This is a genomic window from Deinococcus sonorensis KR-87 (assembly GCF_040256395.1).
Taxonomy (GTDB): domain Bacteria; phylum Deinococcota; class Deinococci; order Deinococcales; family Deinococcaceae; genus Deinococcus; species Deinococcus sonorensis.
This window is the reverse complement of the sequence record NZ_CP158299.1, coordinates 2,456,793-2,482,764: the sequence shown is the minus strand read 5'-3', so window position 1 is coordinate 2,482,764 and position 25,972 is coordinate 2,456,793. Positions and strand designations below refer to the sequence as shown.

Sequence of the window (25,972 nt, the reverse complement as noted above, 5' to 3'; positions counted from 1 at the left end):
TTACGTTGTAAACTAAATGCATGAAGCTGAGTGATGTTCAGAGACGACTGCACGCCCCGTTTCCGAGTCACCTCGTGAACTGGAAGCCCCAGGTCATCAGCAAGGATCGGAGCCGGGCGCTGCTGCTGGCCTACGTGGATGCCCGCGCGGTTCAGGACCGCCTGGACGCCATCTGCCCCGACGGCTGGAGCTTCGAGATCGAAGTGATCGCGGGAACCCAGACGCCCACCGTCAAGGGCCGCCTGACCGTGCTGGGCGTGACGCGCGAGGACATCGGCGAGGCGGGCGAGGGCGAGTTCGGCACACTCAAGGCGGCGTCCAGCGACGCCCTGAAGCGCTGCGCGGTGCAGTTCGGCATCGGGCGCTACCTCTACGACCTGCCGAAGGTGTGGGTGGACTGGAACGACCAGAAGCGCGAGGCCGTGGCCCAGCCGGAACTGCCGGAATGGGCCCGCCCGGACTTCGAGCGCAGCCCCGGCGGCGCCCACATCGTGCAGGCCATCGACCAGCTCAAGTACGAGCTGCCGGACGACCTGGACCTGCAGCGCGAGGTGTACCGTCACCTCAAGGCGGCGCTCCACAGCCTGGAGCCGCAGCCGCACAAGCCGGAGCAGGCCGCGTGATCCGGCTGCGGCTGCTGGGCGTGCTGTGCTCGGTGGTGCTGCTGATGCTGGCCGGCGGTCTCGCCACCCGGCTGATCTGAAGGAAGAAAAGAAGGCCCGCTCCCAACACCTGGGAGCGGGCCTTTTTATGCGCTGACGTCAGTTCTTGGCGCTGCCGGCATCCTTGGGCTGCTCGCCCTGCGGCTTGGCGTCGCCGGGCTTGCTGCCGTTCGGTTTGGACGCGTCCGCGGCGGCGCCCGGTGCGGTGGAGGCCGCTGCCGCGCTACCCTGGGCAGCGGCCGGAGCCGGTGCGGTGGAGGCCGCTGCCGCGCTACCCTGGGCAGCGGCCGGAGCCGGTGCGGGCGCGGGCGGGGCCGCAGGCTCCAGGTGCTCCAGCCACACGTTGCCCACGATGTTCCGCACCTGACGGCTCGCCTGGTGCAACGTGACGGACGCCTCCGGGCTGAAGCGGCCGACCAGGTTCAGGATGCCCTGACGGGCCGCCGGCACACGGGCCAGCACCACGCCGCCCGCCACCAGCAGCAGCAGGGAGAACAGCCCGCTGCCCGAGCGGCGCTGCGGCACCTCACGGTCCAGGCGGGCGGTCAGGCGCGCCGTCTTCTTCTCATATTTGTTCAGCCGCTTGAGGGTACGGCGCTGGGTGCGGCTCGCCTTGACGCGGCCCTGGCGCTGGACCGCCTTGACCTGACGCCGGCCCTGCTTGAGCTGCTGGCCCACCACCTGCCCGGCCTGCTGCTGTACCTGATGGGCGGCCACGCCGGCGCTCCCGACCAGGGCCTTGGCGCCCTTCACCCCGGTGTCGCGCAGCTGCTCGCCCGTTTCCTTCAGGCTGGCGGTCACCTCCGGCACGCGCTCCAGCAGCGACGAGGCGACCTCGCTGCCCTTCTCCACCACCCCGGCGGCCACCTTCTGGGTCAGGCCCGCCACGTCCTGGGCGCCGCTCTGAAGGCGGCCACCGGTTTCCTGCGCCAGCGGGAGCAGGCTCTCTTCGTACAGCTTGCCAGCGCTGTCCGCGGCCCCATGCAGGCCGTCCACCAGCTTCTGGCGGGTGGCGGGGTTGGCGACGGCGGCGGTCAGCCCGCCCAGCAGCAACAGACTGCGTTTGGAAACTCCGTGAGGTTGAGTGGTCATGTGGCTCCTTTCGCTGGCCTCAGGGGCCAGCCATCGGAATATTGTGCCGTCAGACACGTCTGAGGAGGGTGGGGCGTTCTTGTCGGGATGCTTAGATTCGGCGCTCGCCTCAGTTGCGGAAAATCACCTGCTCGCGCCCGAAGGACCGGATCGCCAGCAGCACCAGCAGGCCGGTGAACACCAGGTTGATGATCAGGGCCAGCACCGCGCCCGGCGCGTTGAAGGCACCTTTCACGATGTCCAGGATCACCAGCATGCTGTTGATCAGCGGCACTGAGTACAGGCCCAGTCCCCGGCCGATGAAGTCGGCGAACTGCAGCCCCACCGCCGGCAGCACGATCAGCAGCGAGATGGGGGTCAGGTAGGTCTGGGCCTCCTTGTAGCTGCGGGCGAAGATGCTGACCGCGATCAGCAGCGCGCCCAGCAGCAGCGCCGCCGACACCGCCATCAGCACCAGGAACAGCCCCGAGGCCAGCGACACGCTCAGCTGGCCGCCCATCACGCCCGCCACCTCCTTGGTGTCCTGGCCGGCCAGCACCACCCGGCCGAGTGGGCCGGCCACCGCCAGGCCCAGCAGGCTGCAGCTGGCGGCCACCAGCGCCGTCAGGGTGGTGGCGATCAGCTTGCCCACCACCACCTCGCTGCGGCGAATCGGCGACACCAGCAGCACCTCCAGCGTGCCGCGTTCCTTTTCCCCGGCGGTGCTGTCGATGGCGGTGGCCATGCCGCCCGCCAGAATGAACTGCAGCATGAACATCGGGATGATGAAGGCCAGCTGCCCGCTGGCCGCCTCCTGCGGCTTGCTGGCGTCGATGGTCTGCACGCGCACCGGGGTCAGGAAGTCGCTGCCCAGCCCGCGCGCCCGCAGCGCCGTACCCACCAGCCGGGCGTTGTACTCGTTCAGAGCCGCCTGCACCTTGCTGATGACGCCCGCGCTGGCCTTCAGGTTGCCCAGCTTGGCGTACAGCTGCACCGTGCCGCTGCCCTGGCCCGCCGCCTGCGGCAGCGGCTGGCGCACCTGCACCACCGCCTCCACCGTGCCGTCCTGCACCGCCTTCACCGGGTCGGCGACCGGCACCAGCACCACGCCCACGCCGGTCTGTTTGCCGGAGGCGTCGCGGGTGTCCTCGGTCAGCTGCGCCCGCAGCGCGGCCGGCAGGGTGCCCACCACGCCCACCCGCTGCCGCTCGGTCTGCTGGCCGCTGAAGGCCTTGCCCAGCAGCAGCGGAAACAGGATGGTGAACAGCGGAATCATGATCAGCGGCAGCAGGATGGTGCTGGTTAGGGTGCGGCGGTCGCGGATGGTGCTGGTCAGTTCCTTGAGGGCCACCTGCCAGATGAACGGCCACCTCATGCGGGCACCGCCTGCTCGGCGCGGGCCTGCACCATGGCGAAGAAGGCGCGTTCCAGGTTCGGCTGCCCGCTGCGCCGGAGCAGCCCGCCCACTGTGTCCACTGCCAGCAGCTCGCCGCGTTCCAGTACCGCCACCCGGTCGCACACCTCCTCCACCTCCGACATCACGTGGGTGCTGTACAGCACCAGCCGCTCGCTGCCCCGGTAGCTCAGCACGAAGTCCAGCAGCGCCCGGCGGGCCATCACGTCCAGCCCCGAGGCGGCCTCGTCCAGCACCAGGACCGCCGGGTCATGGATCACCGCCCGGGCGATCACCACCTTCTGCTTCATGCCGGTGCTGAAGGTGGCCGCGCGGCGGTCCAGGGTGCCCTCCAGGTCCAGGCTGGCGTCCAGCACTTCGATGCGGGCGTCGGCCTGGGCGCGGGTCAGCCCGTACAGGCCAGCGAAGTAGCGCAGGATCTCGCGGCCGGTCAGGCGGTCATACAGGCCCATGCCGCCGTTCACCACCCCGATCAGCCGCCGAACCCGCTCTGGCTCACGCTGCACGTCGTGGCCCGCCACGCTGGCGGTGCCGCTGCTGGGCCGCAGCAGGGTGGCCAGCACCCGCAGCAGGGTCGTTTTGCCGGCGCCGTTGGGCCCAAGCAGCCCGAACACCTCACCGGCCTGCGCGGAGAAGCTCACGTCACGCAACGCCTGAAAGCTGCCATAGGTCTTGCTGAGATGCTCAATCTGCAACATGGGGGGTCTCCTCGTCCTCGATAAACAACTGCTCGATGCTCTGCCCGAACAGCCGGGCCAGCCGGAAGGCCAGGGGCAGGCTGGGGTCGTAGCGGCCGGTCTCCAGAGCGTTCACCGTCTGGCGCGACACATCCAGCCGCTCGGCCAGGTCCGCCTGGGTCCAGCCGCGCTCGGTGCGCCGCGCCCGAATGTGATTACGCATCCGGTTCGGCGGGCGTTCCGCCGCTCAAGACTGGCGCCCCCTGACGCTCAGCCAGATCACGGCCGCGGCGTACCCGAGCATGCCCGCCACATACAGCGCCCAGAACGGCAGCCGGCCGTAGCCGTGCCCTTCCACCATCGCCAGCACGCCGCTGGTCGCCATCAGGGTCAGGAAGCCGACGGCGGCGGCTTGCTGGTGGAGCCGCCGGCCGTACTCGTCCATCTCCCGGTAGCCGGCCAGCACCATCACCAGCAGGCTGACCGGCAGCGCCACCGCCCCACCCAGCGCCAACCCCCGGTTGAAACTTGTGGGGTGCTGCTGGGCCAGTACGCTGAAGATGACGGTGATCAGCCCACCGGCCACGGCGCCTCCGACCCCGCCCAGCATGGCGCGGGTGATGCGGCGGTCCCGGGTGGCCGGACGCTTGCGGGCCGCGCTCACCGGTGAACCGGCCCTTGGGATGGGCTGCAGGGGGGGCGGGCACCGACGGACGATGGAGCATTCCTCGACTGGGGCATGTCAACTCTCCTTGACATTCACAGTAGGCGGACAGTGCAGCCGATGTCAAGCGTGCTTGTCATGATCGGCCAAGAAAAGGGTGCCCGCAGGCACCCTGGGAACGCCAGCTGGTCAGACGAACTGCTGTTCCTCGACGCGCGCATTGCTGGGCGCCGCCTCAGCCGCGGCCGGTGCCGGCGACAGGCCCGGTTCCGGCACCGGATGCTGGGCCGCCAGGTCGTGGAACGAGCCGACGAGGGTCCGGTACTGCGACAGGAACTGCACGTACTCCTGACGCGCGTGGGTCAGCAGGCCGCTGAGCTCGTTGTGCCGCGCGGTGTACTGGTGCTCCAGCTGGCTGGCCCGGACGTTGAAGCCCTGCTCCAGTTCGTGATGACGGCGCTGGTACGCCGCTTCCAGCTCGGCGAAGCGGGCCTGATAGCTGGCCTCCAGCTCAGTGCTGCGGGCGCGCTGGACGGCCTCCAGCTCATTGGAGCGCGCCTGGTGCTGCGTCTCCAGCGCAGCGGCCAGCTGCTCGCCCTCGCGCGTGACCTGCTCGCGGTAGCTGTCGGCCTTGGAGACGATCAGCTCCGCTTCCTTGCGGGCGTTCTCGCGCAGCTCCTGGCCGATGCGCTCGGCGCTCACCACCGCGCGGCGCAGGTCGTCCTCGTTCTGGCGGTACTCCTCTAGCCGGGTTTCCAGCGCCCGGACATGCTCGATGATGTCCTGCCGGCTGTGCAGCAGCGTTTCGATGTCGTCGGCCAGTTCACTCAGGAAGGCGCGGACTTCCGGGCGCCGGTACCCGCCCATGGTGCCGGGGAACTCCTGGTGACGGACGTCCAGCGGGGTGTATTTCATCCCGCCCACCCCCGGACGCCCGGGACCGGGGCGGCCCGGCCGAAGTTCAGCTCGCGGTTCATGGCACCCAGTCTAGCCGATGAGCGCGCCAGGGTGTGCAGCCGGGTCGTCCTCGAACAGCAGCCGGCCCACCCGCACCAGCGTCGCGCCGTACTGCACCGCCAGCGGGAAGTCGTCGCTCATGCCCATGCTCAGCTCGCCCAGGCCCAGGTCATGCGCCTGCCGGGCCGTGTCAGCGAACACCTGTTCGGCCCGCTGCGGGTCGCCGTAGGGGGCCATGGTCATCAGGCCGCGCACCGTCAGGCCGGTGTCCTGCACCGCCCGCAGCAGGCCCGGCAGCTCGTGCGGGTCTGAACCGTGCTTCTGGGCCTCGCCGTTGTGCCGCTGCAGCAGCAGCTCCGGGGCATGGCCCCAGCCGTGGGCCGCCTCTGCCAGTGCCTCGGCCTGCCACAGCGTCTCAATGGTGTGAATCAGCCGCACCGGGCGCAGGTACTTGATCTTGTTGCGCTGCAGCGGTCCGATGAAGTGCCACTCCACCTCCGGGCCCAGCTGGGCCGCCTTGTCGCGCAGTTCCTGGCCCCGGTTCTCGGCCAGCGGGAAGTGGCCCCGCGCCAGCACCTGCTCGCGGATGCGCTCCAGCGGCTGCCCTTTGCTGACCGCAACCAGCCGCACCGAGCCGGTCGGACGCCCCGCCTGCTGCTCAGCCGCCCTCAGGCGTTCCAGGACCTCTGTCAGACTCATAGGGCACCATTGTGGCCCGCCCGCCAGGCCGGAACAACCGCACGTGCTCGCGCGTCAACAGCCGGTCAACCAAACTTCACGATTCTCAGGGCTACAGCCACGAATGTGACACCTGAGATCATGCGCACCGTATGCCACGGCGGCGACTGACATTTCATGAGAGTCTTCAGGAGGAAGAATGCGTACCCCATTGACCCTGGCCATCACGGTGGCCCTCAGCGCGCCCGTCGCGCTGGCCCAACAGGCCGCCACCCTCACCGACGTCACGGTCCAGGGCACCACCGACCTGCTCGCCAACTTTCTGAAGGCCAGCCTGAGCGTGCAGCCGGGCGCGGCGCTGTCCAGCGTGAACCTGCGGCAGGTGGAACAGGACGCCCTGGCCACCGGCTACGTGAAGACCGCTTCTGCGAAACTCAGCAGCGCGAACGGGCAGAACGTCCTGACGCTGACAGTGGTGGCCAATCCGGTCATCAAGAGCGTCGCCGTCACCGGCATGACCTTCCTGCCGGCAGACGACTTCAAGACCTCGCTGGGCAACGTGCTGAACATCGCGCCGGGCGCCACCCTCAACACCGCGCGGATCGACCAGTCCAAGCAGGCGCTGGCCGAGAACTACCGCGCCCAGGGCTACCCCTTCGCGCCGAACATCAGCACCCAGACCAAGGCGGCTGCTGACGGCACGGTGGACCTGACTTACGTGATCGACGAGACCGCGCCGATCAAGCGCATCGAGGTGAGCGGCAGCACCCTGCTGCCCAAGGACACGGTGGTGTCGGCGTTCAAGCCGCTCTACGACGCCAAGAAGTTCACCCCTGAGGTGTATTTCGCCGGGGTGCAGCAGATTCAGGACGCCTATCAGGCGGCCGGCTACCTCGCCAGCGGCGTAAACCCGGCCGGCAACAGCCTGCAGGACGGCGTGCTGAAGATCAGCGTGGTGGAGGGGCAGGTGGCGGGCGTGGACCTGTCGAACCTGGGCCTGAGCGCCACCGACGCGGCCACGCTCCGGACCAAGGCCGGCGGCGTGCCGAGCCTGAGCGTGCTGGAGCAGGACGTGCGGGCGCTGTCGAACCGCACCGGCAAGTCGGTGGGCTTCGCGCTGCAGGCGGCGGACCCCACGGTGCCGAACCGCGTCACGGTGCTGTTCGGGGTGGCCGACGCGGTCAGCGGGCCGGTCAAGGAGATCCGCTTCGCCGGCAACACCGCCATTCCCACCGCACAGCTGCAGGCGGCCGTCAAGACGAAGGTGGGCGACATCTTCTCGCGCCAGCTGGCGGAGAGCGACTTCATCGCCGTGCGCGACCTGTACCGCAAGGCGGGCAACGACATCAGCACCCGCGACGCCGTGAGCTTCAAGGATGGCGTGCTGACCTACACCATCCACGAGGCGCGGGTGGCCGGGTACGAGATCCAGTGGACCGGCAAGAAGAACACCCAGGAGCGGGTGCTGACGAGAGAGCTGCCGGCCGCGGGCGGGCTCTACAACGAGAAGGCCTTCCGCAGCGCCCTGGACCGCATCACCGCGCTGGGTGTGGTGCGCGTGACCGGCGTGACCACCAAGGCCGCCGATCCGAAGACCCCCGAGAACCTGACTTACGTGATCAGCGTGTCGGAGGTGAGCGGCTCGCGCAGCATTCCGGTGGGGCTGCAGTACGACAGCCTGAGCGGCTTCAGCGGCACCCTGGAGTACCAGAACAACAACCTGTTCGGGCTGGGCCACACCCTGAACGCCGGGGTCACGGCCGGGGCCAACGACGCCGGCCAGTCACTGAGCGGCAACCTCGCGTACACCATTCCCTGGCTCGACATCGACTTCCTGGACTTCCGCACCAACCGCACCCGCCTCACGCTCAACGCGGGCAGCAACGCGTCCGGCAACAACGCGCTCACCTACACGACCGCCGGCACCTCCGACACCACCCAGGGCGTGCCGCAGGCGCACGCGGCCGGCCAGGACACCCTGCGCGACTACACGGTGCGCACCACCGGCTTCGGAGTCAACGTGGGCCGCAACCTGACCACCAGCCTCTCGGCCAGCGTCGGCGTCAACACCCAGTACAGCACCTACTACCTGGAGAAGCAGACCGCTGGCGAGAAGACGGCCGACACCGACGCGGTGGCCGCCAACGCCGCCAACCCCACCGCCACGCCCAAGCCGATCGCGGCCTCGGATGACGTGGCAAAGGCCCTGCTGCCCAAGAACAACCTGACCACCGTGGTCGGCACCGGCCTGAGCTACGACACGACCGTCACGCCGGACTTCCCTACCGGCGGCGTGCGCGCCAGCGTGTCGGCCGGCTACGGCTTCGGGCGCAGCGGCACCGACCCGCTCAGCTGGACCAAGCTGGAGGGCGGCGCCAGCACCTACTACGGCCTGGGCAAGACGCTGACCAAGGGCTTCGGCACCGAGCAGAAGCAGCAGGCGTTCGCGGTGCGCGTCAACACCGGCACCTTGATCGGCACGCCGCCTCCCGGCACCAAATTCTCGGTCGGCTACTCGAACGTGAACCCGGCCTATGAGCTGCGCGGCTATGACGCGGGCGCCTTCAGCGGCACCAACTACATCACCAGCAGCGCCGAGTATCGCTACGACTTCAACGTCAGCAACAGCATCGCGCAGGGCCTGTACGGCATTGCCTTCGTGGATGCCGGCACCGCCTGGAACGCCGGCGACGCCATCACCCTGCACTACGCCGTGGGCCTGGGCGCCCAGCTGAACCTGGGCTTCAACAACACGCCGCTGGCGCAGGTGCGCTTCGACTACGGCTTCAGCCCGCAGACCGGCAGCAGCAAGTTCCACTTCCGCCTTGGGCCGGTCTGGTAAGGCCCTGACGGAAAAAGAGAGGCGGGACGTCCAGTGCTTGGACGTCCCGCCTCTCCTTTCGGCTTACTGCACCAGATCGGCGTAGAGGTCCACCCGGCTGCCGGGACGCACGTCGGCTTTCGGCATCACGCCGATCACGGCGCTGCTGCCGCCCCGGGCGGCCAGCCGGTTCAGCACGCTCAGCAGGTCGCTGGTGTCCAGGCTGTTGTTCAGCACGTACTCCAGCGGCACACCCCGGCGCGTCAGGTCGAGGATCGCCGCCGACATCAGGTCCTGCAGCTGCGAGCGCAGCGCCTCGTTGCTGATCTGCAGCGACACCCGCACCTGACGGATCACGCTGCCGTGCGGATACAGCACGGTGTTCGGCTGCGCCGCGCAGCTGAGGTCCACTGCGGAGGTGGCCGCCGCGTTGCCCTGCGAGCGGCACAGCACATAGGTGCTGGCGTTGAGGGTCCGCAGCGTGGTCTCCAGCGCCTGCCGGGCCGGCACGGACAGCCGCACCGCCGGGCTGCTGCGGATGCCCTTGCTCTGCGCCGCCGCGTCCGCCTGCTGCAGGAACGTGTCGAGGTTGCGGACGGTCGGCACCACCGCGCCGTACACGATGGCATTCTTGGGGAAGATCAGCTCGGCGTTGCGGGTCGCGCTCAGCTCGCTGGTGGCCCGGGTGTACTCGTCCTCCAGCCGGGTGACGTCCGCCTGGGAGCTGCTCAGGTTGCGCCGCAGGGTGGCATTGTCGGCCTGCAGCGCCTGACTCTGCGCCTTAAGGCCCGCCACCACCTGCTGCAGGCCGGCCACATCCTTGCGAATGCGGTCCCGCTCAGCCGCCAGCCGGGTGCGCTCGGCCTGCAGCTGATTGCGCTGCGCCGCCAGCTGGTCACGCTGCGCCTTGAGTTGATCGCGCTGCGTTGTCAGCTGGTCGCGCTGGGCGCTGAGCTGCCGGCTGGAGGCCTGCAGCGTCCCCACCTGCTGCTGCAGCTGAGCCGCCTGCTGCTGGGCCTGCTGGGCGCGCGCCTCGGCGGCGGCCGTCGCCTGACCGGCCTCCAGATTGCGCTGGTCCAGCACCGCAATCTGCTGCTGCACGGTGCCGAGCCGGCCGTCCAGCTCGTGCACCTGCGCCTGCGCGCGCGCCAACTGCTCGTGCGAGGCGGTCAGCGCCGCCTGATTGCGCTTGGCCTGCGCTTCCAGGCTGCTGCGCAGAGTAGTCAGCGCCTGAACACGCTCCCGGAGCGCCTGGGCCTGGGTCTCCAGCCGCTTCGTGGTCGCGCGCGCGTCCTGCAGCTCGCTGTTGGCCGTGTCGTACTGCGCCTGCGCCAGACTGGCGGACGCGCCCGCCAGTCTGGCCTTGCTGTTGGCCTCGTCGCGCTCCTTCTGCGCCGTCTTCAGCCCGGCCTGCACCTTGATCACGTCGCGCTTGAGGCCGCGCAGTTCCACGCGCAGCTGATCGGCCTGCTCAATGTTGCGGATCGCCTGACGGTTGAGCACGAAGAACGCCAGCAGGCTCAGCAGACTGATGCCCATCCCCGCCGCCACCGCCACCAGCAGCGCGGTGGTCTTGGGGCGCAGTCCGAACAGACGCAGGTGCTTGCGGCCCACCCGCCGTCCAATATTGTCGGCGGCGTAGGCCACCACTCCTGCCAGCACCACCACAAACGCCAGAAACGCGAGCAACATCCGCTACAGCATAGGGCCTGAAGGGTCCGGAGGTTCCCGGCCCGCGTCTCAATCAGCCGTGTAGGGCCTCCAGCTGCTGCCTGAGGGTGGGCACGTCGCGGGCCGGCAGCTCGCAGGCGCGGCCCCGGCACACATACGCCACACCCTCTCCGCCGCGCTCCTCCAGCACCGGCAGACCACCCGCCTGCTCGGCCGGCGCGATCAGCACAAACGGCAGGGCATGCCGGGCCAACTCCCGCTCCAGCGGGTGACGGGCGGCCGGTGTGCCCAGGATCGCCACCTCCTGCTCGGGCGCCGCCAGGTGGGCAGCGGCCAGCAGCAGGCCACCCATGCCGCCCGGCGCCGCCGCCAGTTCGGCGCCGTAGCTCTGAACGGCGCGCCGGGCAATCCGGGCCGCGTCCTCGTCCTGGTCGTAGCGGGCCATCCAGACGGCCAGCTGGGCGGCCGCCGGGTGCGGGGCCAGCACGGCGGCGTCGAACCCCTCGGCCCGGCGAGCGATCAGGTCGGCGCCCGCTGCCGGCGTGCTGTAGAACACCCCGGCCTCCTCGTCCCAGTGGTGCGCCAGGATGTACCGCCACAGCGTCCGGGCGCGGGCCAGATCGGTGAGGTCGCCGCCCGCCTGGTACAGCGACACCAGCCCCAGCGCGTAGATCGCCTGGTCTTCCAGCAGGCCCGCCACCCGCGCCTCGCCGTCCTTGAAGCTGTGCAGCAGCGAGCCGTCCGGCCCGGCCATGTGGCTCAGGATGAAGTCGCGGTTCTGACGGGCCCGCTGGAGGTACCGATCGTCGCCGGTGAGCCGGGCGGCGTCCGCGAGGGCGCTGAGCATCAGGCCGTTCCAGCTGGTCAGGATCTTGTCGTCGGTGCCGGGATGCACCCGCTGTTCCCGCGCGGCCAGCAGGGTGGCCCTGGCCCGCTCCAGCCGCTGCTCCAGTTCCGGCAGCGGCCGGTTCAGGTCGGCCGCCAGCTCTTCCAATGGGTGCGCGAGGTGCAGCACCGAGCGCCGACCGAATTGCGGGTGGTGCGGGTCCATGAAGTTGCCGGCCGCGTTCACGCCGTAGGCCCGGTTGAACAGCTCGGCGTCGTCGGCCAGCAGGGCCTGCGTCTCCTGCGGCGTCCACACGAAGAACTTGCCCTCAATGCCCTCGGAATCGGCGTCCTGGGCGCTGTAGTAGCCGCCCTGCGGGTGGCGCATCTCACGTTCGAGGTAGGCCAGGGTCTGCTCCGCGCCCTGGAGGAACGTTGCGTCGCCGCTCAGCTGCCACGCCTGCATCAGCACCTGGGTGAGCTGGGCATTGTCGTAGAGCATCTTCTCAAAGTGCGGCACCCCCCAGTGCGCGTCCACGCTGTAGCGGTGAAAGCCGCCGCCCAGCTGGTCATAGATGCCGCCCGCCAGCATGTGCCGCAGGGTGGCGAGCGCCATCGCCTGTCCGTCCGGGCGGGTCAGCAGGAAGCGCAGGGTGGTGGGCGAGGGAAACTTGGGCGCGCCTCCGAAGCCGCCGTGCTGCGGGTCAAAGGTGCGGGCGATGCGCGCCACCGACTCGGGCAGCAGGTCCGGCGGCAGGTCCAGCTCCCCGGCGCGCGGCTGGCTGGTCTCGCGGATGTGGGCGCTCAGCGCCTCGGCATTGCCCTCCAGCTTGTCGCGCTGCTCGGCCCAGGCGCCTGCCACCGAAGCCAGCACCCGCCGGAAGGCCGGCATGCCCTGCATGTCGTGCGGCGGGAAGTAGGTGCCGGCGTAGAAGGGGCGCAGGTCCGGGGTCAGGAACACGGTCATCGGCCAGCCGCCGGACCCGGTCATGGCCTGCACCGCGCTCATGTAGATCGCGTCCACGTCGGGGCGCTCCTCGCGGTCCACCTTCACGCACACGAAGTCGCGGTTCATCTCGGCCGCCGTCACCTCGTCCTCGAAGCTCTCGTGGGCCATCACGTGGCACCAGTGGCAGGTGGAGTAGCCCACCGACAGCAGGATCGGGCGGTCCTGGGTGCGGGCCGCCTCGAAGGCCGCCTCGCCCCAGGGGTACCAGTCCACCGGGTTGCTGTCGTGCTGCCGCAGATACGGACTGGTTTCCTGTGCGAGCCGGTTCATGGCTTCAGGCTACAGGCTGCGGTTGGGGCCGGGTGAGCGGCGGGTCAAGGCGCGGCCGGTCAATCGAGGCGGCCCAGCACCCGCTGCTGATGCGACCACAGCAGGGTCATGCCGCGCAGCGTCAGGGTCTCGTCGTAGTGGTCGATCTCGCGGCAGATGCCCTGGATGGTGCGCGCGAAGCCGCCGGTGGCGATGGCCACCGCGTCGCCCGGCAGTTCGCGGCGGATGCGGCGCAGCAGGCCGTCCACCATCTCGGCGTAGCCGTACACCAGCCCCGACTGCAGCGCGTGCACCGTGTTGCGTCCGATGGCCGACTGTGGCGCTTCCAGCGCGATGCGCGGCAGCTTGGCCGCCCGCGAGAACAGCGCGTCGGCCGACACCTGGGCGCCGGTGGCCAGCACGCCGCCCAGAAAACGGTGTCCCCGCCCCACCACGTCGAAGTTGGTGCTGGTCCCGAAGTCCACCACCACCCCGTACTCGTGGCTGGTGAGGTACTCCTCCGCGCCGAACATGTTGCACAGCCGGTCCGCGCCCACCGAGCCCGGCTGGTCGAGTTCGATGCTCACCTGCGGCAGCGTCTCGGCCGAGACCTCCAGCGCCTCCAGGCCGAAGTGCTGCCGCAAGGCCAGCTGATAGTTCTGCCCTACTGGCGGGGCCACGCTGGACAGCACCGCGCTGGCTGGCAGCCGGGCGCCGGTCAGGGAGAGCAGGCTGTGCAGCTGCACCGCCAGGTCGTCGGGCAGCAGATCACGGTTGGTGCGCACGCGCCAGGTGTGGGTGAGGCGCAGGTGCTCGTCGGCCAGGCCCAGCACGGTGCTGGTGTTGCCCACATCAATGGCAAGCAGGGGAAACAGGGTGGACATGTGAGCGCATTAGACAGCTTCGTGGCGGCGGCTGTCATCCGGGTGCGGCACCTGGCCCGGCAGCCGGCAGATGCCTATACTGACCCGGATGACCATCCTGCCTGACACCAACATCCGGAACCTGAGCCACCACGTCGGTGAGGAGGTGCGCCTGACCGCCTGGCTCACCGACAAGAGCGGCAAGGGCAAGCTGCAGTTTCTGAAGCTGCGCGACGGCACCGGCTTCGTCCAGGCGACCGTGGTCAAAGCCGAGGTGAGCGAGGCCGTATTCGAGCTCGCCAAGCGCCTGACCCAGGAGCAGGGCGTCACGGTGATCGGCACCGTGCGGGCCGACGAGCGCGCGCCGGGCGGCGTGGAGCTGAGCGTGCGCGACCTGGCGTCCGTCTCGACGACCGGCCACGAGTACCCGATCACGCCCAAGGAACACGGCATCGAGTTCCTGATGGACAACCGGCACCTGTGGCTGCGGCACCGCCGGCCCTGGGCCATTCTGCGCATCCGGGACGCCGTGCAGCGCGCCATCGTGGACTTCTTCCACCAGCAGGGCTTCATCCGCTTCGACGCGCCCTTCTTCACGCCCAATGCCGCCGAGGGCACCACCGAGCTGTTTGAAATCGACCTGTTCGGTGAGGACAAGGCCTATCTGTCCCAGACCGGACAGCTGCACGCCGAGGCCGGCGCGCTGGCATTCGGGAAGGTCTACACCTTCGGCCCCACCTTCCGCGCCGAGAAGAGCAAGACGCGCCGGCACCTACTGGAGTTCTGGATGATCGAGCCGGAAGTGGCGCCCAGCAACCATCGCCAGAACATGGATCTGCAGGAGAAGATGATCAGCTTCATCGTGGGCCGGGCGCTGCAGGAGTGCGAGGTGGAGCTGGGGCTGCTGGGCCGCGACCTGGACAAACTGCGGCCCGCCGCCGAGGGCAACTTCCCGCGCATCACGTACACCGAGGCGCTGGAGATCGTGCGCCAGCACATTGAGGCGGGCGACCTGCCCCCGAACGTGCAGGCCGACGTGCAGCCCGTGGAGTGGGGCGACGACCTGGGTGCCCCGCACGAGACGATCCTGGGCTACCACTACGACCGGCCAGTCATCATCGAGCGCTACCCGGCGGCCATCAAGGCCTTCTACATGCAGCCGGACCCCGAGGACCCCCGCGTGGCGCTGTGCGACGACATGATTGCGCCGGAAGGCTACGGTGAGATCATCGGTGGCTCGGAGCGTATCCATGACTATCAGCTGCTCAAGGAACGCATTGAAGGTCAGGGCCTGCCGCTGGAGGCCTTCGAATGGTACCTGGACCTGCGCCGTCACGGCAGCGTGCCGCACGCCGGGTACGGCATGGGGCTGGAACGCGTGATCGCCTGGATCAGCGGCATCGATCACATCCGCGAGGCCATCCCCTTCCCGCGCATGCTGACGCGGATGTCGCCCTGAAGCACAACTGACCAGCCAAACGAACACCGGGAACCCTAGGGTTCCCGGTGTCTGCTGTGGAGGATGGCGGCTGGACTCATGCGGCGTGGCGGGCCGGGTGCGGAGAGCGACGGACGTTGAGCAGGTCGCGCAGGCGCTGGAGCAGGCTGGGCGCGGCGGGCAGTCGGCTGGCCTCGCGGGCCTCGTTTCGCAGTTGGTGGAGCCGGTCGAGGTCGTGCTGGAGCTGGTGCTGATCGTAGGCTGGATTCATCTGCTGGTGCCTCCTGGGGTGGGGTGCCGGAGGTTGTTCCCCGGGTACCTGTATGGTCGCAGAAGGCCGTCTGGGGGGCATCAGCCGGATGTACGCCCCAGGTCAGGTCAAATGGCCTAGCCCTGACGTAGGTGTTTCAGACGTGGATTCGGAGCGGTCCTTCGTGAATGGGCAGATAACTCGTCCGCTCGCGATGCCGCTTCAGGGTTGTCTCTGCACCACTGCAGCCAGACAGCCATAGGTTCCCAGGATTGGCTGTGGGTGCGAACTTGATCGATTGATCGAGTTGAGGTTCTTCCATTTTTGACCTTCCCTCTTCCTCCGTGCCCAGTACTGCTCTTTTCCGGATTGGCTTCTCAATAGGATCGTTGCGCCGGAACGCGTTCACCCCTCGCTTTCGTCCGCTTCTTGACTCCATAAGCAGGGGTAACAGAGAATTTAAGTGAATACTTTCACAATCAACCTAGCTCGTGAATTATCTATTTCCTTCAAATCCTACGGCACAACAGGGCGGGCTGAACTTCCAGCCCGCCAGAAATTCCGTATTGATCAGTCGCCAGAGACCACCGCTGCGTCCAGGCCGAACGCAGCATGCACTTCCCGCGTGGCCACATCCACGTCCTTGCCCTCGATGGCCACGCTGATGTTCAGCTCACTGCTGCCCTGCGAGATCATCAGAATGTTGATTTCCTCAGTGGCCATCGCCCCGAACAGGCGGGCGGCGACACCCTTGGTCCCGCGCATCCCGGCCCCCACGATGGCCAGCACCGCCACACCCTCCTGGATGGCCACTTCCAGCTGACGACCACCCAGCGCGCGCTGGAGCGCCGCCACCGTTCGCACTGCACTCACGCTCTGAATGGCCAGCGAGACGTTCGACATGCTGCTCGACTGCGACACCATCAGCAGCGTGATGTTCTCGCGCGCCAGCACCTGGAACAGCTCGGCCACCACATCCGGCACGCCCAGGATGCCCGCGCCCGATACCGTGATGATGCTGACCCCCTTGATGGCCGTCACCGCCTTCACCGACTGCCCCTCGGCCGTGGTGGGTTCCGCCGTGACCAGCGTGCCGGCAAACTCCGGATCGGCCGCACTCTTCACGCGCAGGGGAATGCCGTGCTCCTGAAGCGGCGTGACTGCCAGTGGATGCAGCACCTTGGCCCCGAAGTACGCCAGCTCCATCACCTCGCCGTAGCTGAGGTGGGCGATGTTCTGCGCCAGCGGGACCGCGCGCGGGTCAGCACTCATCACGCCGTCCACGTCCTTCCAGGCCCACACCTCCTCCGCATGCAGCGCGGCGCCCACGATGGTGGCGCTGAAGTCGGTGCCGCCGCGCCCGAGGGTGGTGATCGCGCCGCGCTCGGTCTCGCCCATGAACCCGGCCACCACCGGCGTCAGCCCGGCGCCCAGCAGCCCGTCCAGGCGATCGCGGACCCGCTGGTAGGTGCTGGGTAACGGCCGGGCGTTGCCGAAGTGATCATCGGTCAGGATGCCCGCCTGCCCGCCGGTCAGGTGATGGGTGCGGATGCCTGCCTGGGTCAGCGCCAACGTCATCAGCGGGGCGGACAGCCGTTCACCGAAGCTCACGATCAGGTCGCGGCTGCGCGGGGTCAGTTCGCGCAGCAGGTACACGCCGTACACCGCCTGACGCAGCGTCTCGTGCATCTCGCGGATCTCGCGCACCGTCTCGCTGTCGGGCGCCGCGCCCAGCTCCTGGGCCGCCGTGAAGTGCCGGTTGCGCATCAGCGCGATCTCGTCGTTGGCAAAGGCGATGTCGCCCTGCTCGGCGGCGTCGGCCAGCCTCAGCAGCTGATTGGTCACGCCGGTCATGGCGCTGACGACTACCACCACCCGCACGCCCTGGGCGGTGGAGCGGCCCACCAGACTGGCCGAGTGGCGGATCGCCTTGCTGTCGCCCATCAGGGTGCCGCCGAACTTCATCACGAGCAGGTGAGGCTGGGAATCCTTCATGCCCCACATGGTAAATGACCCCCGCCGTGGCGGGGGCGGGGGCTGTCTACTGCTGCCGGGGTGCGGCTCAGGCGCGCGGTTGCGGGCTGGCGGGCGTCAGGTGGCCGGGCAGCGTCAGCACGTCATACCCGTCCTTGGTGACCACCAGGGTGTGCTCGAACTGGGCGCTGGGCTTGCCGTCGGCCGTGACCACGGTCCAGCCATCCGGCAGCAGGCGGGTTTCCGGGCGGCCCAGGTTGATCATCGGCTCGATGGTGAAGACCATGCCCGGCTGCAGCACCAGTCCGGTGCCGGCCCGGCCGTGGTGGTAGATGGTCGGCTCCTCGTGCAGGTTGCGCCCGATGCCGTGCCCGGTGTACTCGCGCACCACGCCGTATCCACGCTCCTCCGCAAGCTTCTGGATCGCCGCGCCGATGTCGCCGGTGCGGGCGCCGGGCTTCACGGCGTCCAGGCCCGCCTGCAGGCACGCGCGTGTCGTTTCGACCAGCTGCTGCACCGCCGGGGCCGCATTGCCCACCACGTAGGTGTAACACGCGTCGCCGTACACGCCGTCCATCTTCACGCCGATGTCCACGCCGATGATGTCGCCCTCCCGCAGTTTGCGCGGGCTGGGGATGCCGTGGCAGATGACCTCGTTGATGCTGGCGCAGATGGTGGCCGGAAACGGATTGGAGCGCTGCCCGTACCCGATGTAGGCGGGAATCGCGCCGTGCGAGCGGATGAAGGCCTCGGCGATCTGATCGAGTTCCAGCACGCTCACGCCCGGCTTGACGTGGGGTTCAAGGACGTTGAAGGTCTCCGCGACCAGGGCGCCGGCCCGGCGCATCGCCTCGATTTCGCGGGGGGTTTTGAGGGCAGTTCTGGCCATAAGGCATCAAGCGTAGCACCGGCCACCGCCCCCGGCGGGCAACTGGCTCACGGTGTTACAGACCGGCGCGCAGGCCCTCCACCGTCCCGCGCCACGCCTGACCGTCCTCGGCCTCCTCCCACAGGTCCGGCAGTTCCGACTGCGGTCCCAGGACCCGCTCCAGCGCCTCGGCCGCCACCTCGTGTAGCCCGGCCAGACTCCCGGCCGGCTGTTCCGCCAGCCAGCTTCGCAGGGCCGCGTCCGTCAGGGGGGCCGTGTCGCCGCTCAGGTGCACCTGCAGAATCTGGGCCGCCGCGACGGCGCGCGCACCCTCCTCGGCCTCAATGAAGTCGGTGTCGGGGTCCAGCACCACCTCGAAGGCTTCCTGCAGCGCGGGCAGGCCGTCACTGACCACCTCGCTGGCATAGGCGGCGGCGCTGTCGTTGTCAAAGGCTCCGGTGCCCCATACGTTCATGCGGTCAGCATAGCTGCTCAGGCGCGGGTCAGGAGACGCCGGCCTTCTCGCCGTAGGTCTGCTCCACGTAGCGTTCCAGCAGTTCCTGGAAGTCCTCCACGATGCGCGGGCCCTTCAGGGTGGTCAGCAGCTTGCCGTCCTGGTACACCGGGGCGCGCGGGTCCTCGCCGGTGCCGGGCAGCGAGATGCCGATGTTGGCGTGCTTGCTCTCGCCGGGACCGTTCACGATGCAGCCCATCACCGCCACCTGCATCTCCTCCACGCCGGGGTAGCGGGTCTTCCAGACGGGCATGCTCTCGCGGATGTAGCCCTCGATCCGCTGGGCCAGCTCCTGAAAGAACTGCGACGTGGTGCGGCCACAGCCGGGGCAGCTGGTGACCTGCGGCAGAAACGAGCGCAGGTTCATGCTCTGCAGGATCTGCTGGGCCACCTCAACCTCCAGCTTGCGGCTGGCCCCCGGCTCCGGGGTCAACGACACGCGGATGGTGTCGCCGATGCCGTCCAACAGCAGCGGGGACAGCGCCACGCTGCTGGCCACCATGCCCTTCATGCCCATGCCCGCTTCGGTGAGGCCGAGGTGCAGCGGGTAGTCGCACTCGGCGGCCAGCTGACGGTACACCTGCCACAGCTCCGGCGCGCTGCTGACCTTCACCGAGATGATGATGCGGTCATGCGGCAGGCCCAATCGCTCGGCGTACTGGGCGCTCTCCAGCGCGGACGTCACCATCGCGTCGATCATCACGTTGGTGCCGCTGCGGGGGGTGGCGAGCAGGGCGTTGCGGTCCATGAGCCGGGCCAGCACACTCTGATCCAGGCTGCCCCAGTTGACCCCGATTCGCACCGGCTTGCCGAACTCCTTGGCCACCTCGATCATGGTGGCGAAGTTGGCGTCGTGGTGCTGCCCGGCGCCAACGTTGCCGGGATTGATGCGGTACTTGGCGAGCAACCGGGCCGTTTCGGGAAACTCGCGCAGCAGAATGTGGCCGTTGTAGTGGAAGTCACCCACGATCGGCACTTCCAGGCCCACCTCCGCCAGCCGCGCCACGATCTCCGGGATGGCGGCGGCGGCCTCGCGGGTGTTGACGGTCACCCGCACGATCTCGCTGCCGGCGCGGGCCAGCTGGGCCACCTGAATGGCGGTGGCCTCTGCGTCGGCGGTATCGGTGTTGGTCATGCTCTGCACCACGATCGGGTGGCCGCCGCCGATGGGCACGCCGCCCACCCAGGCGGTCACGGTGGGACGACGGGTGATGGAAGGGCTCATAAAGTTCAGTCTAGCGGTGATCCTGGCCAGGAATGGCGCGGGAAGGCACAACCGCTTCCCCCACTTCGGAGAGAAATGCTAAACGCACCATGAACATTGGCTGAACCGGACCGGGTGAGTCGTGTTACACTGCCTGCGTTTCCTGCGCTCATCTGGATTTCATTCTTTCTCCATGTCCCAATTCCGAGGTGTGATATGCGCCCTGTTCCGTTGATGGCTGCCTTCAGTCTGCTGCTCGCCTTTTCGGCGGCCCGGGCACAGGGGGACAGCAGCTACACCGTTCAGACAGGTGACACCGCCTACAGCATCGCCCGTCACGCTGGGCTCAGCGTGGAGGCCCTGCTCCAGCTGAACCACCTGAGCGGGCCGGACCTGCACGTGGGTCAGACGCTGACCCTCACGGCCGCCACTCCGGTCACCGGGAGTTACACCGTGCAGCCGGGCGACACTGCCTACAGCATCGCGCGGGCCCATGGGCTGAGCCTGGACGCCCTGCTGACCCTGAACCATCTGGACACCTCCGACCTGCGGGTGGGACAGCGGCTCCAGCTTCCCGCCGGGGTGTCCACACCGGTGCCTGTGGCCGCTCCAGCAGCGCCAACCTCCAGCACCACGCCTCAGGCCAGGGTCCATGTGGTGCAGCCCGGGCAGACCGCCTACGGCATCGCCCGGTTGTACGGCCTCAGTGTTCAGACGCTGCTGGATGCCAACGACATGGACGCCGCCGACCTGAAGCCAGGGCAATCGCTGAAGGTCCCCTCTCTGACGGTGGAGGCGGCACCTACCCCTCCGTCTGCTCAGCTCTCGCAGGGCGTGCCTCTGCCAGAGCAGGCAGAGGCCACGCCGGCCACGAACGACTGGCGTCAGATTGCCATGAGCTTCATGGGTGTGCCATATGTGTACGGGGGCAATAGCCGGTCCGGACTGGACTGCAGCGGGCTGGTGCTGCAGGTGTTCGGGCCGCTGGGGGTGCGGCTGCCGCGTCAGAGTGAACAGCAGGCGATGGTAGGCCTGAGCGTGGATCAGTCCAGACTTCAGCCGGGCGACCTGGTGTTCTTCGATACGGAAGACCTGGGCACCGTGTCGCACGTGGGCATCTACCTCGGCGACGGCGAGTTCATCCATGCCAACAGCTATGACGGCCGGGTCAGCATTAACCGACTGAGCGAGCGGTACTACACCCAGCGGTACCTCTCAGCTCGCCGGGTGCTGGGCGTGCTGGCCCGGCAGCCCTGAGCGCTGCAACTCCACTTCCTGTCCTCCCGGCAGCAGAAAGGCGCGCAGTTCTCCCCGCCGGGCGTCCGCAATCAGGTACGGCAGGCGGTAGGTGGCCCGTTCCAGGTCCGTGCGGCTGGGCCAGGCGGGGCCCTGAGGATGGCTATGGTAGATGGCCAGCCAGTCCTGGCCGTCTGCTTGCATGGCCTTGAGCACCCGCACCAGCGCCCCTGGGTCCGCGAGGTACGTCCGCAGCGGATCCTGAGCCCGGTTCGGCAGTGGATACACCGCCTGGATCACCCCTGCCCGGCCGCCCAGCACGCCCACCGCCTCCTGCGGGAGGGCCTGATTCACGTGCTGCCAGAGGGCCGCTTCCATGACATGAGGCAGTGTGAGCTTCACCCCTTCACTATGCCGGAGGGGACCGACCCGGGTTCTGTGCTTGAAGGGGTCTCCGGTGAGCCTGCCGCTGTGACCGTAACAGGAACGCTGATCACGGCCCTCAGCTGTTACGAAGGATTTACAGCCGGCGCGGCATCATAACCACGCTGGACTTACTGTTCTTCATCTCGCTCTCTGATACGCCTAAAGGATGACCGTACGCATGCAAAACCCTTTCCTGCTCTCTCACTCCCGCCTTGCAGCTTCCGCCCTGCTGCTTACGGCTCTGCTGGCCGCCTGTAATCCACCTGTCGTCGATCCGCCGCCTCCCCCACCGCCACCACCCCCAACCAACCTCCAGATCATCAACGCGGAGTGCCAGCCGGCGACCACTCAGGCGCTGCAGACGCTGGCCGACACCGCGCCCTCGGTGCGGACCGTTACGCCCGCCAACAACGCCACCAACGTGTCCACCCTCAGCGGTGTGACGGCTGAGGTCAGCCTGCTGTCCAACTCCAACGGCGGCAACGGCATTGACCCGCGTACCATCAGCAGCGCAACCATCTACCTGACCGACAGCAGCGGTGCGGTGGTCCCGTCCAACGCCAACACCTCCGGCGGCGGGGACACCATCGTGCTCACCCCCACCGGCACCCAGCAGCTCAAGGCCTTCACCACCTATACCTTCCACGTGACGAGCGGCCTGAAGGACCTGAACGGTGTGGGCTTCACGCCGTTCCAGTCCAGCTTCACCACCGGCGCGACTCAAACGCTCCCGCCCGCCTCGTTCACCAAGGTGGCGCTGGGCACGGTCCCGCAGGACAACTACACCAACCTGACGATCGGGCCGGATCATAAGCTGTACGCGGCCACCCTCAAGGGCGTGATCCGCCGCTTCACCGTCAACGCCGACGGCACGCTCGGCGCTGCAGAGGACCTCCGCTCCCTGGTGGGGCGCGACGCCGATGCAGGGAACCCCAGTGGGTACCGCAGCATCATCGGGCTGACCTTTGACCCGGCGTCCACGGCCAGCAACCCGATCCTGTACGTCAGCAACAACTACTACTACGACTTCCAGAAGAAGATGCCCGACTGGACCGGCAAGATCACCCGCCTGTGCGGCCCGGGCATGACCAAGGTCAAGGATCTGGTGGTGGGCCTGCCGCGCTCCACCAAGGACCACATGACCAACAGTGTGTCCTTCAGCCCCAAGGACCCGAATTCGCTGTACATCCTGCAGGGGGCCAGCAACTCGGGTGGCGCGCCGGACCCGATCTGGGACTACCGGACCGAGCACCTGCTGACGGCCGCCATGCTGCGGCTGGACTTCAACAAGGTGGATCCCAAGGCGCTGCCGCTGAACGTCAAGACCGAGGATGATTCGGGCAACCCGGCCGGATACAACCCCTACGCCAGCGGCGCCCCGCTGCAGCTGTACGCCACCGGGATCCGCAACGGGTACACCATGGTGTGGCACAGCAACGGTCAGCTGTACGTGCCGACCAACGGCTCGGCCTCCGGCGGCATCACTCCGGAGCGTCCCGCGACCCTGCCGGCGCTGTGCGCCAACCGGCTGGTCAAGGCCAGCAGCCTGCCGTACGCCCCGCAGATCACCATGAAAACCCCCGAGGCGGACTTCCTGTTCCGGGTGGATCAGAACGGCTACTACGGTCACCCCAACCCGACCCGCTGCGAGTACACCATGAACGCGGGTCACACCAGCGGCACCGACGCGGTCAGCGTGGCGGCCAGCGGGCAGGTGCCGGAGTACCCGCTGAACACCCTGCCGGACCCCAACTACCGCACCCCCGCGTACATCTTCCCGACCCATTCCTCGGCGGACGGCGCCGTGGAATACACCCGCGCGGGCTCGTCGCTGAACGGCAAGCTGCTGGTGGTGCGCTACAGCACCTTCAAGGACATCGTGGCGCTGGACGTGAGCGGCACGGGCGGCAGCGTGAAGGGCAGCATGCAGCCGGGCGTCATCGCGTTCAACGGCACCAACGAAGCCAGCCCGCTGGCCGTCACCGAGGACGTGCGCACCGGCAACCTGTACGTGGCTCAGCTGAACGAGACCACTGGCAGCGGCACCATCTCCCTCGCCCGCCCCCAGTAAGGTTCACTTCACCTCCCTGCGGCACCCTCGAAAGGACCTCCGGTCCTTCCGGGGGTGCCGTCCTTCATTCCTCCAGGAGAGCCTCCATGCCTTTATTCCGTCCCACCGTCCGCCTCCTGCTGGGCCTGCTGATGGCCGGCTCGGCCCATGCCGCCCTCCCGCTCACGACACCAGCGGCGCTTCTGGCCGTAGTCACACCAACCACCTCTACCCTCACCCACCTGAACGGCGTCAGCAGCGATGTGCGGGCGCTGGGCGTGACCCGCAGCGGCACCCTGCTGGCCATCGGCGGCGAGGAAGGCCGCGTGCTGCTCTGGGACCTGCAGCGGCAGCACGCGGTTCGCAATTTGCGCCAGCCCGGCGCGGTGCAGGCGCTGGCCTTCAGCCCGGACGGCAGCCGCCTCGCTTCAGCCGGCGCCGATGGGCGCACGCGGGTGTGGCGGGTCAGCGACGGCGCGTTGCGGCTGCGCCTGGATTCTGGAGCCTCCACCGCCACGTCGGTGGCATTCAGCCCGGACGGCCGCCTGCTTGCGACCGGGCTGGGAGGCACCACACCGCTGTCCGGGCCCCAGAACAGCGTGCGGCTGTGGGAGGTGGCCCACGGTCATCCGGTGGCGACCCTGATCGGCCACACCGCGCAGGTCACGGGGGTCGCCTTCAGCCCGGACGGGTCGCTGCTCGCCAGCAGCAGCCGTGACCTCACGGTGCGGGTATGGAATGTGGCCAGCCAGCGCGAGTGGCGAACCCTGCGCACCCACACGGACGCAGTGAGCACCGTGGCCTTCAGCCCGGACGGCCGGCAGCTGGCCAGCGGCAGCGAGGACGGCACCGTCCAGCTGTGGACAGTGGCCAGCGGTCTGCCGGGCCGTCACCTGGACCCGGGCCGCGGCCCCCTGACCAGCGTGACGTATACCGGGCCGGATCAACTGGTCACCGGCGGCGAGGATGGCCGGGTACAGCGCTGGAATACGCAGACCGGTGTACCACTCGCGTCGGTGCAGGCCCAGGTCAATGCAGTCAGGGGCGTGGCGTGGGACGGCCGGCAGCGGCAGGTGCTGGTAGGTGGTGGGCGCGACGGCAACGTGAGTTTCTGGCAACTGCCGTAATGCCGCTGTGCTCCTCATGATAAGCGTGAAAAAAGTCGTCAGGGACGTACTCTTGAGCAAGTCTCCATCTCTGACGGAAGGTAAAGGCAGAGGACCAGGGCGCTGGGTAGCATGCCCCTGAACACCGCCGGTCCGACCAGGACGCCATCACCCACGCCATCATTCCTGACCTGAGGAGGACCATGCCATCCCACCGTCCCGTGCCGGAACGCCGCGCTCCGCCCCTGGCGGCGCTGCTGAACGAGACGCTGACCGGCACGGTCGCGGCCGGAGGACTGTGGCTGTACAGTTCAGCCCTGCGCCTGCCTCCGGGTCCGCTTCACTGGGGACCGCCCGCCGCCCTGCTGATGGTGTGGACGACGGCGGCCCTGGTCCGGCGGGGGCATCTGTCGCTCGCCGTGTTTCGCCGGCTGCTGCTGCTCATCCTCAGCGCCTCGACCCTGCTGTTTCTGGCGTGGCGCTCTGCCGTGCCTGCCTCTGCAGACAACGGCCTGACCGTGTTAAGCGTGCTGCTGGTGCTGCTGTGTGCGCTGGCCCTGACACAGCGCCGGCCACTGCGGGAGGCCCTGCCGTTGGTCGGGCTTTTGCTGGCCCTGCAGGCGCTCCCGGAACTGCTGGCCGTGCATGCCGGTGCGCTCAGCGGCGAGGCGCTGGGGCGCTGGCTGCTGCTGGAAGCGATGTGTGCGGCGGTGGGCGCCCTGCTGCTGGTGCTGGGCTGGACCCGGCAGTGCCTGCAGGCCACCGCGCGCCGCACCCTGGAGCTGGAGCGGCAGGCCCAGACCGATCAGCTGACCGGCCTGCCGAACCGCTGGGGCCTGTCCAGCCGCGCCAGCGCGCTGCTGCAATGCCCCACGTCTGGGGCCGGCTGCCTGCTGCTGCTTGACGTGGACCATTTCAAGCGCCTGAACGACACCTTCGGCCATGCCCAGGGAGACGAGGTGCTGCGCGGTCTCGCCCGGCTGCTGGTGGAGGGGGTCCGCGCTCAGGACCTCGCCGGGCGCTGGGGCGGCGAGGAGTTTGTGGTGGTGCTGCCTGGAGCCGACCTGCAGAGCGCCGTGCAGGTGGCGGAGCGGCTGCGCCTGAGCATTTCGGGTGCTGATCTGGCGCCAGCCCAGCCGGTGACGGCCAGCTTTGGAGTGGCCGCGTCCCGGCCCGGCGACACGCTGGAGACGCTGGCCGCCCGCGCGGATCTGGCGCTGTATCAGGCCAAAAGGACCGGGCGGAATCGCGTGTGCTGCAGTGACAGCGACTTCGGGATGCTGGGCGCTGCGGGCCGGGACGTGGTCCCCCAGCCGCTGGGAAATGCGGCCACGGCGTAAAGTGT

23 protein-coding genes are annotated in these 25,972 nt (G+C 68.7%); 7 read left to right on the top strand and 16 right to left on the bottom strand.

Annotation, left to right across the window (positions count from 1 at the left end):
* Nucleotides 1-20 precede the first annotated feature (20 nt).
* Nucleotides 21-623 (top strand): Rad52/Rad22 family DNA repair protein, encoded by a 603-nt coding sequence (locus tag ABOD76_RS17475; protein ID WP_350243239.1) that lies wholly within the window; start codon nt 21-23, stop codon nt 621-623.
* Between the two features lie 138 nt (nt 624-761).
* On the opposite strand, the gene ABOD76_RS17470 is transcribed toward ABOD76_RS17475, so the two are convergent.
* From ABOD76_RS17470 to ABOD76_RS17440, 7 genes are all read right to left on the bottom strand, one after another.
* Entirely contained in the window at nt 762-1,754 is a 993-nt protein-coding gene (locus ABOD76_RS17470) for a hypothetical protein (RefSeq protein WP_350243238.1), read from the bottom strand.
* 109 nt (nt 1,755-1,863) lie between these two features.
* Nucleotides 1,864-3,108 carry an ABC transporter permease gene (locus ABOD76_RS17465; protein WP_350243237.1) on the bottom strand — a complete coding sequence of 415 codons (1,245 nt, stop codon included), beginning with the start codon at nt 3,106-3,108 and terminating at the stop codon, nt 1,864-1,866.
* Nucleotides 3,105-3,845: an ABC transporter ATP-binding protein gene (locus tag ABOD76_RS17460; protein WP_350243236.1), complete on the bottom strand. Its 741-nt coding sequence runs from the start codon at nt 3,843-3,845 to the stop codon at nt 3,105-3,107. The genes ABOD76_RS17465 and ABOD76_RS17460 overlap by 4 nt, the downstream gene beginning before the upstream one ends.
* The gene (locus ABOD76_RS17455) at nt 3,832-4,047 is read right to left on the bottom strand and encodes a helix-turn-helix transcriptional regulator (protein ID WP_350243235.1); all 216 of its coding nucleotides are present in this window, start codon (nt 4,045-4,047) and stop codon (nt 3,832-3,834) included. The genes ABOD76_RS17460 and ABOD76_RS17455 overlap by 14 nt, the downstream gene beginning before the upstream one ends.
* 24 nt (nt 4,048-4,071) lie before the next feature.
* Nucleotides 4,072-4,488 (bottom strand): hypothetical protein, encoded by a 417-nt coding sequence (locus tag ABOD76_RS17450; protein ID WP_350243234.1) that lies wholly within the window; start codon nt 4,486-4,488, stop codon nt 4,072-4,074.
* Nucleotides 4,489-4,677: 189 nt separating this feature from the next.
* On the bottom strand, nt 4,678-5,403 hold the full coding sequence (locus ABOD76_RS17445) for a DivIVA domain-containing protein (protein ID WP_350243233.1): 726 nt from the start codon (nt 5,401-5,403) through the stop codon (nt 4,678-4,680).
* Between the two features lie 72 nt (nt 5,404-5,475).
* Nucleotides 5,476-6,144: a YggS family pyridoxal phosphate enzyme gene (locus ABOD76_RS17440; RefSeq protein WP_350243232.1), complete on the bottom strand. Its 669-nt coding sequence runs from the start codon at nt 6,142-6,144 to the stop codon at nt 5,476-5,478.
* Between the two features lie 178 nt (nt 6,145-6,322).
* Here ABOD76_RS17440 and ABOD76_RS17435 point away from each other — a divergent pair, with 178 nt between their 5' ends.
* On the top strand, nt 6,323-8,965 hold the full coding sequence (locus ABOD76_RS17435) for a BamA/OMP85 family outer membrane protein (protein ID WP_350243231.1): 2,643 nt from the start codon (nt 6,323-6,325) through the stop codon (nt 8,963-8,965).
* 63 nt (nt 8,966-9,028) lie between these two features.
* On the opposite strand, the gene ABOD76_RS17430 is transcribed toward ABOD76_RS17435, so the two are convergent.
* From ABOD76_RS17430 to ABOD76_RS17420, 3 genes are read right to left on the bottom strand one after another with little or no spacing between them, the layout of a single operon-like run.
* Nucleotides 9,029-10,636 carry a DUF3084 domain-containing protein gene (locus ABOD76_RS17430; RefSeq protein ID WP_350243230.1) on the bottom strand — a complete coding sequence of 536 codons (1,608 nt, stop codon included), beginning with the start codon at nt 10,634-10,636 and terminating at the stop codon, nt 9,029-9,031.
* A 52-nt stretch (nt 10,637-10,688) separates the two neighbouring features.
* On the bottom strand, nt 10,689-12,719 hold the full coding sequence (locus ABOD76_RS17425) for a thioredoxin domain-containing protein (RefSeq protein ID WP_350243229.1): 2,031 nt from the start codon (nt 12,717-12,719) through the stop codon (nt 10,689-10,691).
* Between the two features lie 59 nt (nt 12,720-12,778).
* Nucleotides 12,779-13,582, bottom strand: a complete 804-nt coding sequence (locus ABOD76_RS17420) for a type III pantothenate kinase (RefSeq protein WP_350243228.1) — start codon at nt 13,580-13,582, stop codon at nt 12,779-12,781.
* 88 nt (nt 13,583-13,670) lie between these two features.
* Between ABOD76_RS17420 and asnS the strand changes: the two genes are divergently transcribed.
* A complete protein-coding gene (gene asnS / locus ABOD76_RS17415; protein WP_350243227.1) occupies nt 13,671-15,020 on the top strand; it encodes an asparagine--tRNA ligase in 1,350 nt (449 codons plus the stop codon).
* A 76-nt stretch (nt 15,021-15,096) separates the two neighbouring features.
* On the opposite strand, the gene ABOD76_RS17410 is transcribed toward asnS, so the two are convergent.
* From ABOD76_RS17410 to ispG, 5 genes are all read right to left on the bottom strand, one after another.
* Nucleotides 15,097-15,270 (bottom strand): hypothetical protein, encoded by a 174-nt coding sequence (locus ABOD76_RS17410; protein ID WP_350243226.1) that lies wholly within the window; start codon nt 15,268-15,270, stop codon nt 15,097-15,099.
* 549 nt (nt 15,271-15,819) lie between these two features.
* On the bottom strand, nt 15,820-17,244 hold the full coding sequence (locus ABOD76_RS17405) for an aspartate kinase (RefSeq protein WP_380129702.1): 1,425 nt from the start codon (nt 17,242-17,244) through the stop codon (nt 15,820-15,822).
* A gap of 67 nt (nt 17,245-17,311) precedes the next feature.
* Complete coding sequence (gene map, locus ABOD76_RS17400; RefSeq protein WP_350243224.1) at nt 17,312-18,112, bottom strand: type I methionyl aminopeptidase; 801 nt, start codon at nt 18,110-18,112, stop codon at nt 17,312-17,314.
* A gap of 55 nt (nt 18,113-18,167) precedes the next feature.
* The gene (locus ABOD76_RS17395; protein WP_350243223.1) at nt 18,168-18,566 is read right to left on the bottom strand and encodes a DUF4259 domain-containing protein; all 399 of its coding nucleotides are present in this window, start codon (nt 18,564-18,566) and stop codon (nt 18,168-18,170) included.
* Between the two features lie 28 nt (nt 18,567-18,594).
* Nucleotides 18,595-19,830, bottom strand: coding sequence for a flavodoxin-dependent (E)-4-hydroxy-3-methylbut-2-enyl-diphosphate synthase (ispG, locus tag ABOD76_RS17390; protein ID WP_350243222.1), 1,236 nt, complete (start codon nt 19,828-19,830; stop codon nt 18,595-18,597).
* Between the two features lie 213 nt (nt 19,831-20,043).
* Between ispG and ABOD76_RS17385 the strand changes: the two genes are divergently transcribed.
* A complete protein-coding gene (locus ABOD76_RS17385) occupies nt 20,044-21,066 on the top strand; it encodes a LysM peptidoglycan-binding domain-containing protein (protein WP_350243221.1) in 1,023 nt (340 codons plus the stop codon).
* On the opposite strand, the gene ABOD76_RS17380 is transcribed toward ABOD76_RS17385, so the two are convergent.
* The gene (locus tag ABOD76_RS17380) at nt 21,025-21,423 is read right to left on the bottom strand and encodes a M67 family metallopeptidase (RefSeq protein WP_350243220.1); all 399 of its coding nucleotides are present in this window, start codon (nt 21,421-21,423) and stop codon (nt 21,025-21,027) included. The two genes, ABOD76_RS17385 and ABOD76_RS17380, sit on opposite strands and share 42 nt — an antisense overlap.
* A 226-nt stretch (nt 21,424-21,649) precedes the next feature.
* Here ABOD76_RS17380 and ABOD76_RS17375 point away from each other — a divergent pair, with 226 nt between their 5' ends.
* The 3 genes from ABOD76_RS17375 to ABOD76_RS17365 all read left to right on the top strand — a co-directional run bounded on the left by ABOD76_RS17375 (nt 21,650) and on the right by ABOD76_RS17365 (nt 25,967).
* A complete protein-coding gene (locus tag ABOD76_RS17375; protein WP_350243219.1) occupies nt 21,650-23,542 on the top strand; it encodes an Ig-like domain-containing protein in 1,893 nt (630 codons plus the stop codon).
* An 86-nt stretch (nt 23,543-23,628) separates the two neighbouring features.
* Nucleotides 23,629-24,648 (top strand): WD40 repeat domain-containing protein, encoded by a 1,020-nt coding sequence (locus tag ABOD76_RS17370; protein ID WP_350243218.1) that lies wholly within the window; start codon nt 23,629-23,631, stop codon nt 24,646-24,648.
* 182 nt (nt 24,649-24,830) lie between these two features.
* Complete coding sequence (locus tag ABOD76_RS17365) at nt 24,831-25,967, top strand: GGDEF domain-containing protein (RefSeq protein WP_350243217.1); 1,137 nt, start codon at nt 24,831-24,833, stop codon at nt 25,965-25,967.
* Nucleotides 25,968-25,972 lie beyond the last annotated feature (5 nt).

Coding starts and splice junctions, on each gene's coding strand:
- ABOD76_RS17365 (WP_350243217.1), top strand. CDS start 24,831: ATGCCATCCCACCGTCCCGTGCCGGAACGCCGCGCTCCGCCCCTGGCG.
- asnS (WP_350243227.1), top strand. CDS start 13,671: ATGACCATCCTGCCTGACACCAACATCCGGAACCTGAGCCACCACGTC.
- ABOD76_RS17405 (WP_380129702.1), bottom strand. CDS start 17,244: ATGAAGGATTCCCAGCCTCACCTGCTCGTGATGAAGTTCGGCGGCACC.
- ABOD76_RS17435 (WP_350243231.1), top strand. CDS start 6,323: ATGCGTACCCCATTGACCCTGGCCATCACGGTGGCCCTCAGCGCGCCC.
- ABOD76_RS17475 (WP_350243239.1), top strand. CDS start 21: ATGAAGCTGAGTGATGTTCAGAGACGACTGCACGCCCCGTTTCCGAGT.
- ABOD76_RS17375 (WP_350243219.1), top strand. CDS start 21,650: ATGCAAAACCCTTTCCTGCTCTCTCACTCCCGCCTTGCAGCTTCCGCC.
- ABOD76_RS17370 (WP_350243218.1), top strand. CDS start 23,629: ATGCCTTTATTCCGTCCCACCGTCCGCCTCCTGCTGGGCCTGCTGATG.
- ABOD76_RS17380 (WP_350243220.1), bottom strand. CDS start 21,423: ATGGAAGCGGCCCTCTGGCAGCACGTGAATCAGGCCCTCCCGCAGGAG.
- ABOD76_RS17425 (WP_350243229.1), bottom strand. CDS start 12,719: ATGAACCGGCTCGCACAGGAAACCAGTCCGTATCTGCGGCAGCACGAC.
- ABOD76_RS17460 (WP_350243236.1), bottom strand. CDS start 3,845: ATGTTGCAGATTGAGCATCTCAGCAAGACCTATGGCAGCTTTCAGGCG.
- ABOD76_RS17465 (WP_350243237.1), bottom strand. CDS start 3,108: ATGAGGTGGCCGTTCATCTGGCAGGTGGCCCTCAAGGAACTGACCAGC.
- ABOD76_RS17470 (WP_350243238.1), bottom strand. CDS start 1,754: ATGACCACTCAACCTCACGGAGTTTCCAAACGCAGTCTGTTGCTGCTG.
- ABOD76_RS17385 (WP_350243221.1), top strand. CDS start 20,044: ATGGCTGCCTTCAGTCTGCTGCTCGCCTTTTCGGCGGCCCGGGCACAG.
- ABOD76_RS17430 (WP_350243230.1), bottom strand. CDS start 10,636: ATGTTGCTCGCGTTTCTGGCGTTTGTGGTGGTGCTGGCAGGAGTGGTG.
- ABOD76_RS17440 (WP_350243232.1), bottom strand. CDS start 6,144: ATGAGTCTGACAGAGGTCCTGGAACGCCTGAGGGCGGCTGAGCAGCAG.
- map (WP_350243224.1), bottom strand. CDS start 18,112: ATGGCCAGAACTGCCCTCAAAACCCCCCGCGAAATCGAGGCGATGCGC.
- ABOD76_RS17410 (WP_350243226.1), bottom strand. CDS start 15,270: ATGAATCCAGCCTACGATCAGCACCAGCTCCAGCACGACCTCGACCGG.
- ispG (WP_350243222.1), bottom strand. CDS start 19,830: ATGAGCCCTTCCATCACCCGTCGTCCCACCGTGACCGCCTGGGTGGGC.
- ABOD76_RS17445 (WP_350243233.1), bottom strand. CDS start 5,403: ATGAAATACACCCCGCTGGACGTCCGTCACCAGGAGTTCCCCGGCACC.
- ABOD76_RS17455 (WP_350243235.1), bottom strand. CDS start 4,047: ATGCGTAATCACATTCGGGCGCGGCGCACCGAGCGCGGCTGGACCCAG.
- ABOD76_RS17395 (WP_350243223.1), bottom strand. CDS start 18,566: ATGAACGTATGGGGCACCGGAGCCTTTGACAACGACAGCGCCGCCGCC.
- ABOD76_RS17420 (WP_350243228.1), bottom strand. CDS start 13,582: ATGTCCACCCTGTTTCCCCTGCTTGCCATTGATGTGGGCAACACCAGC.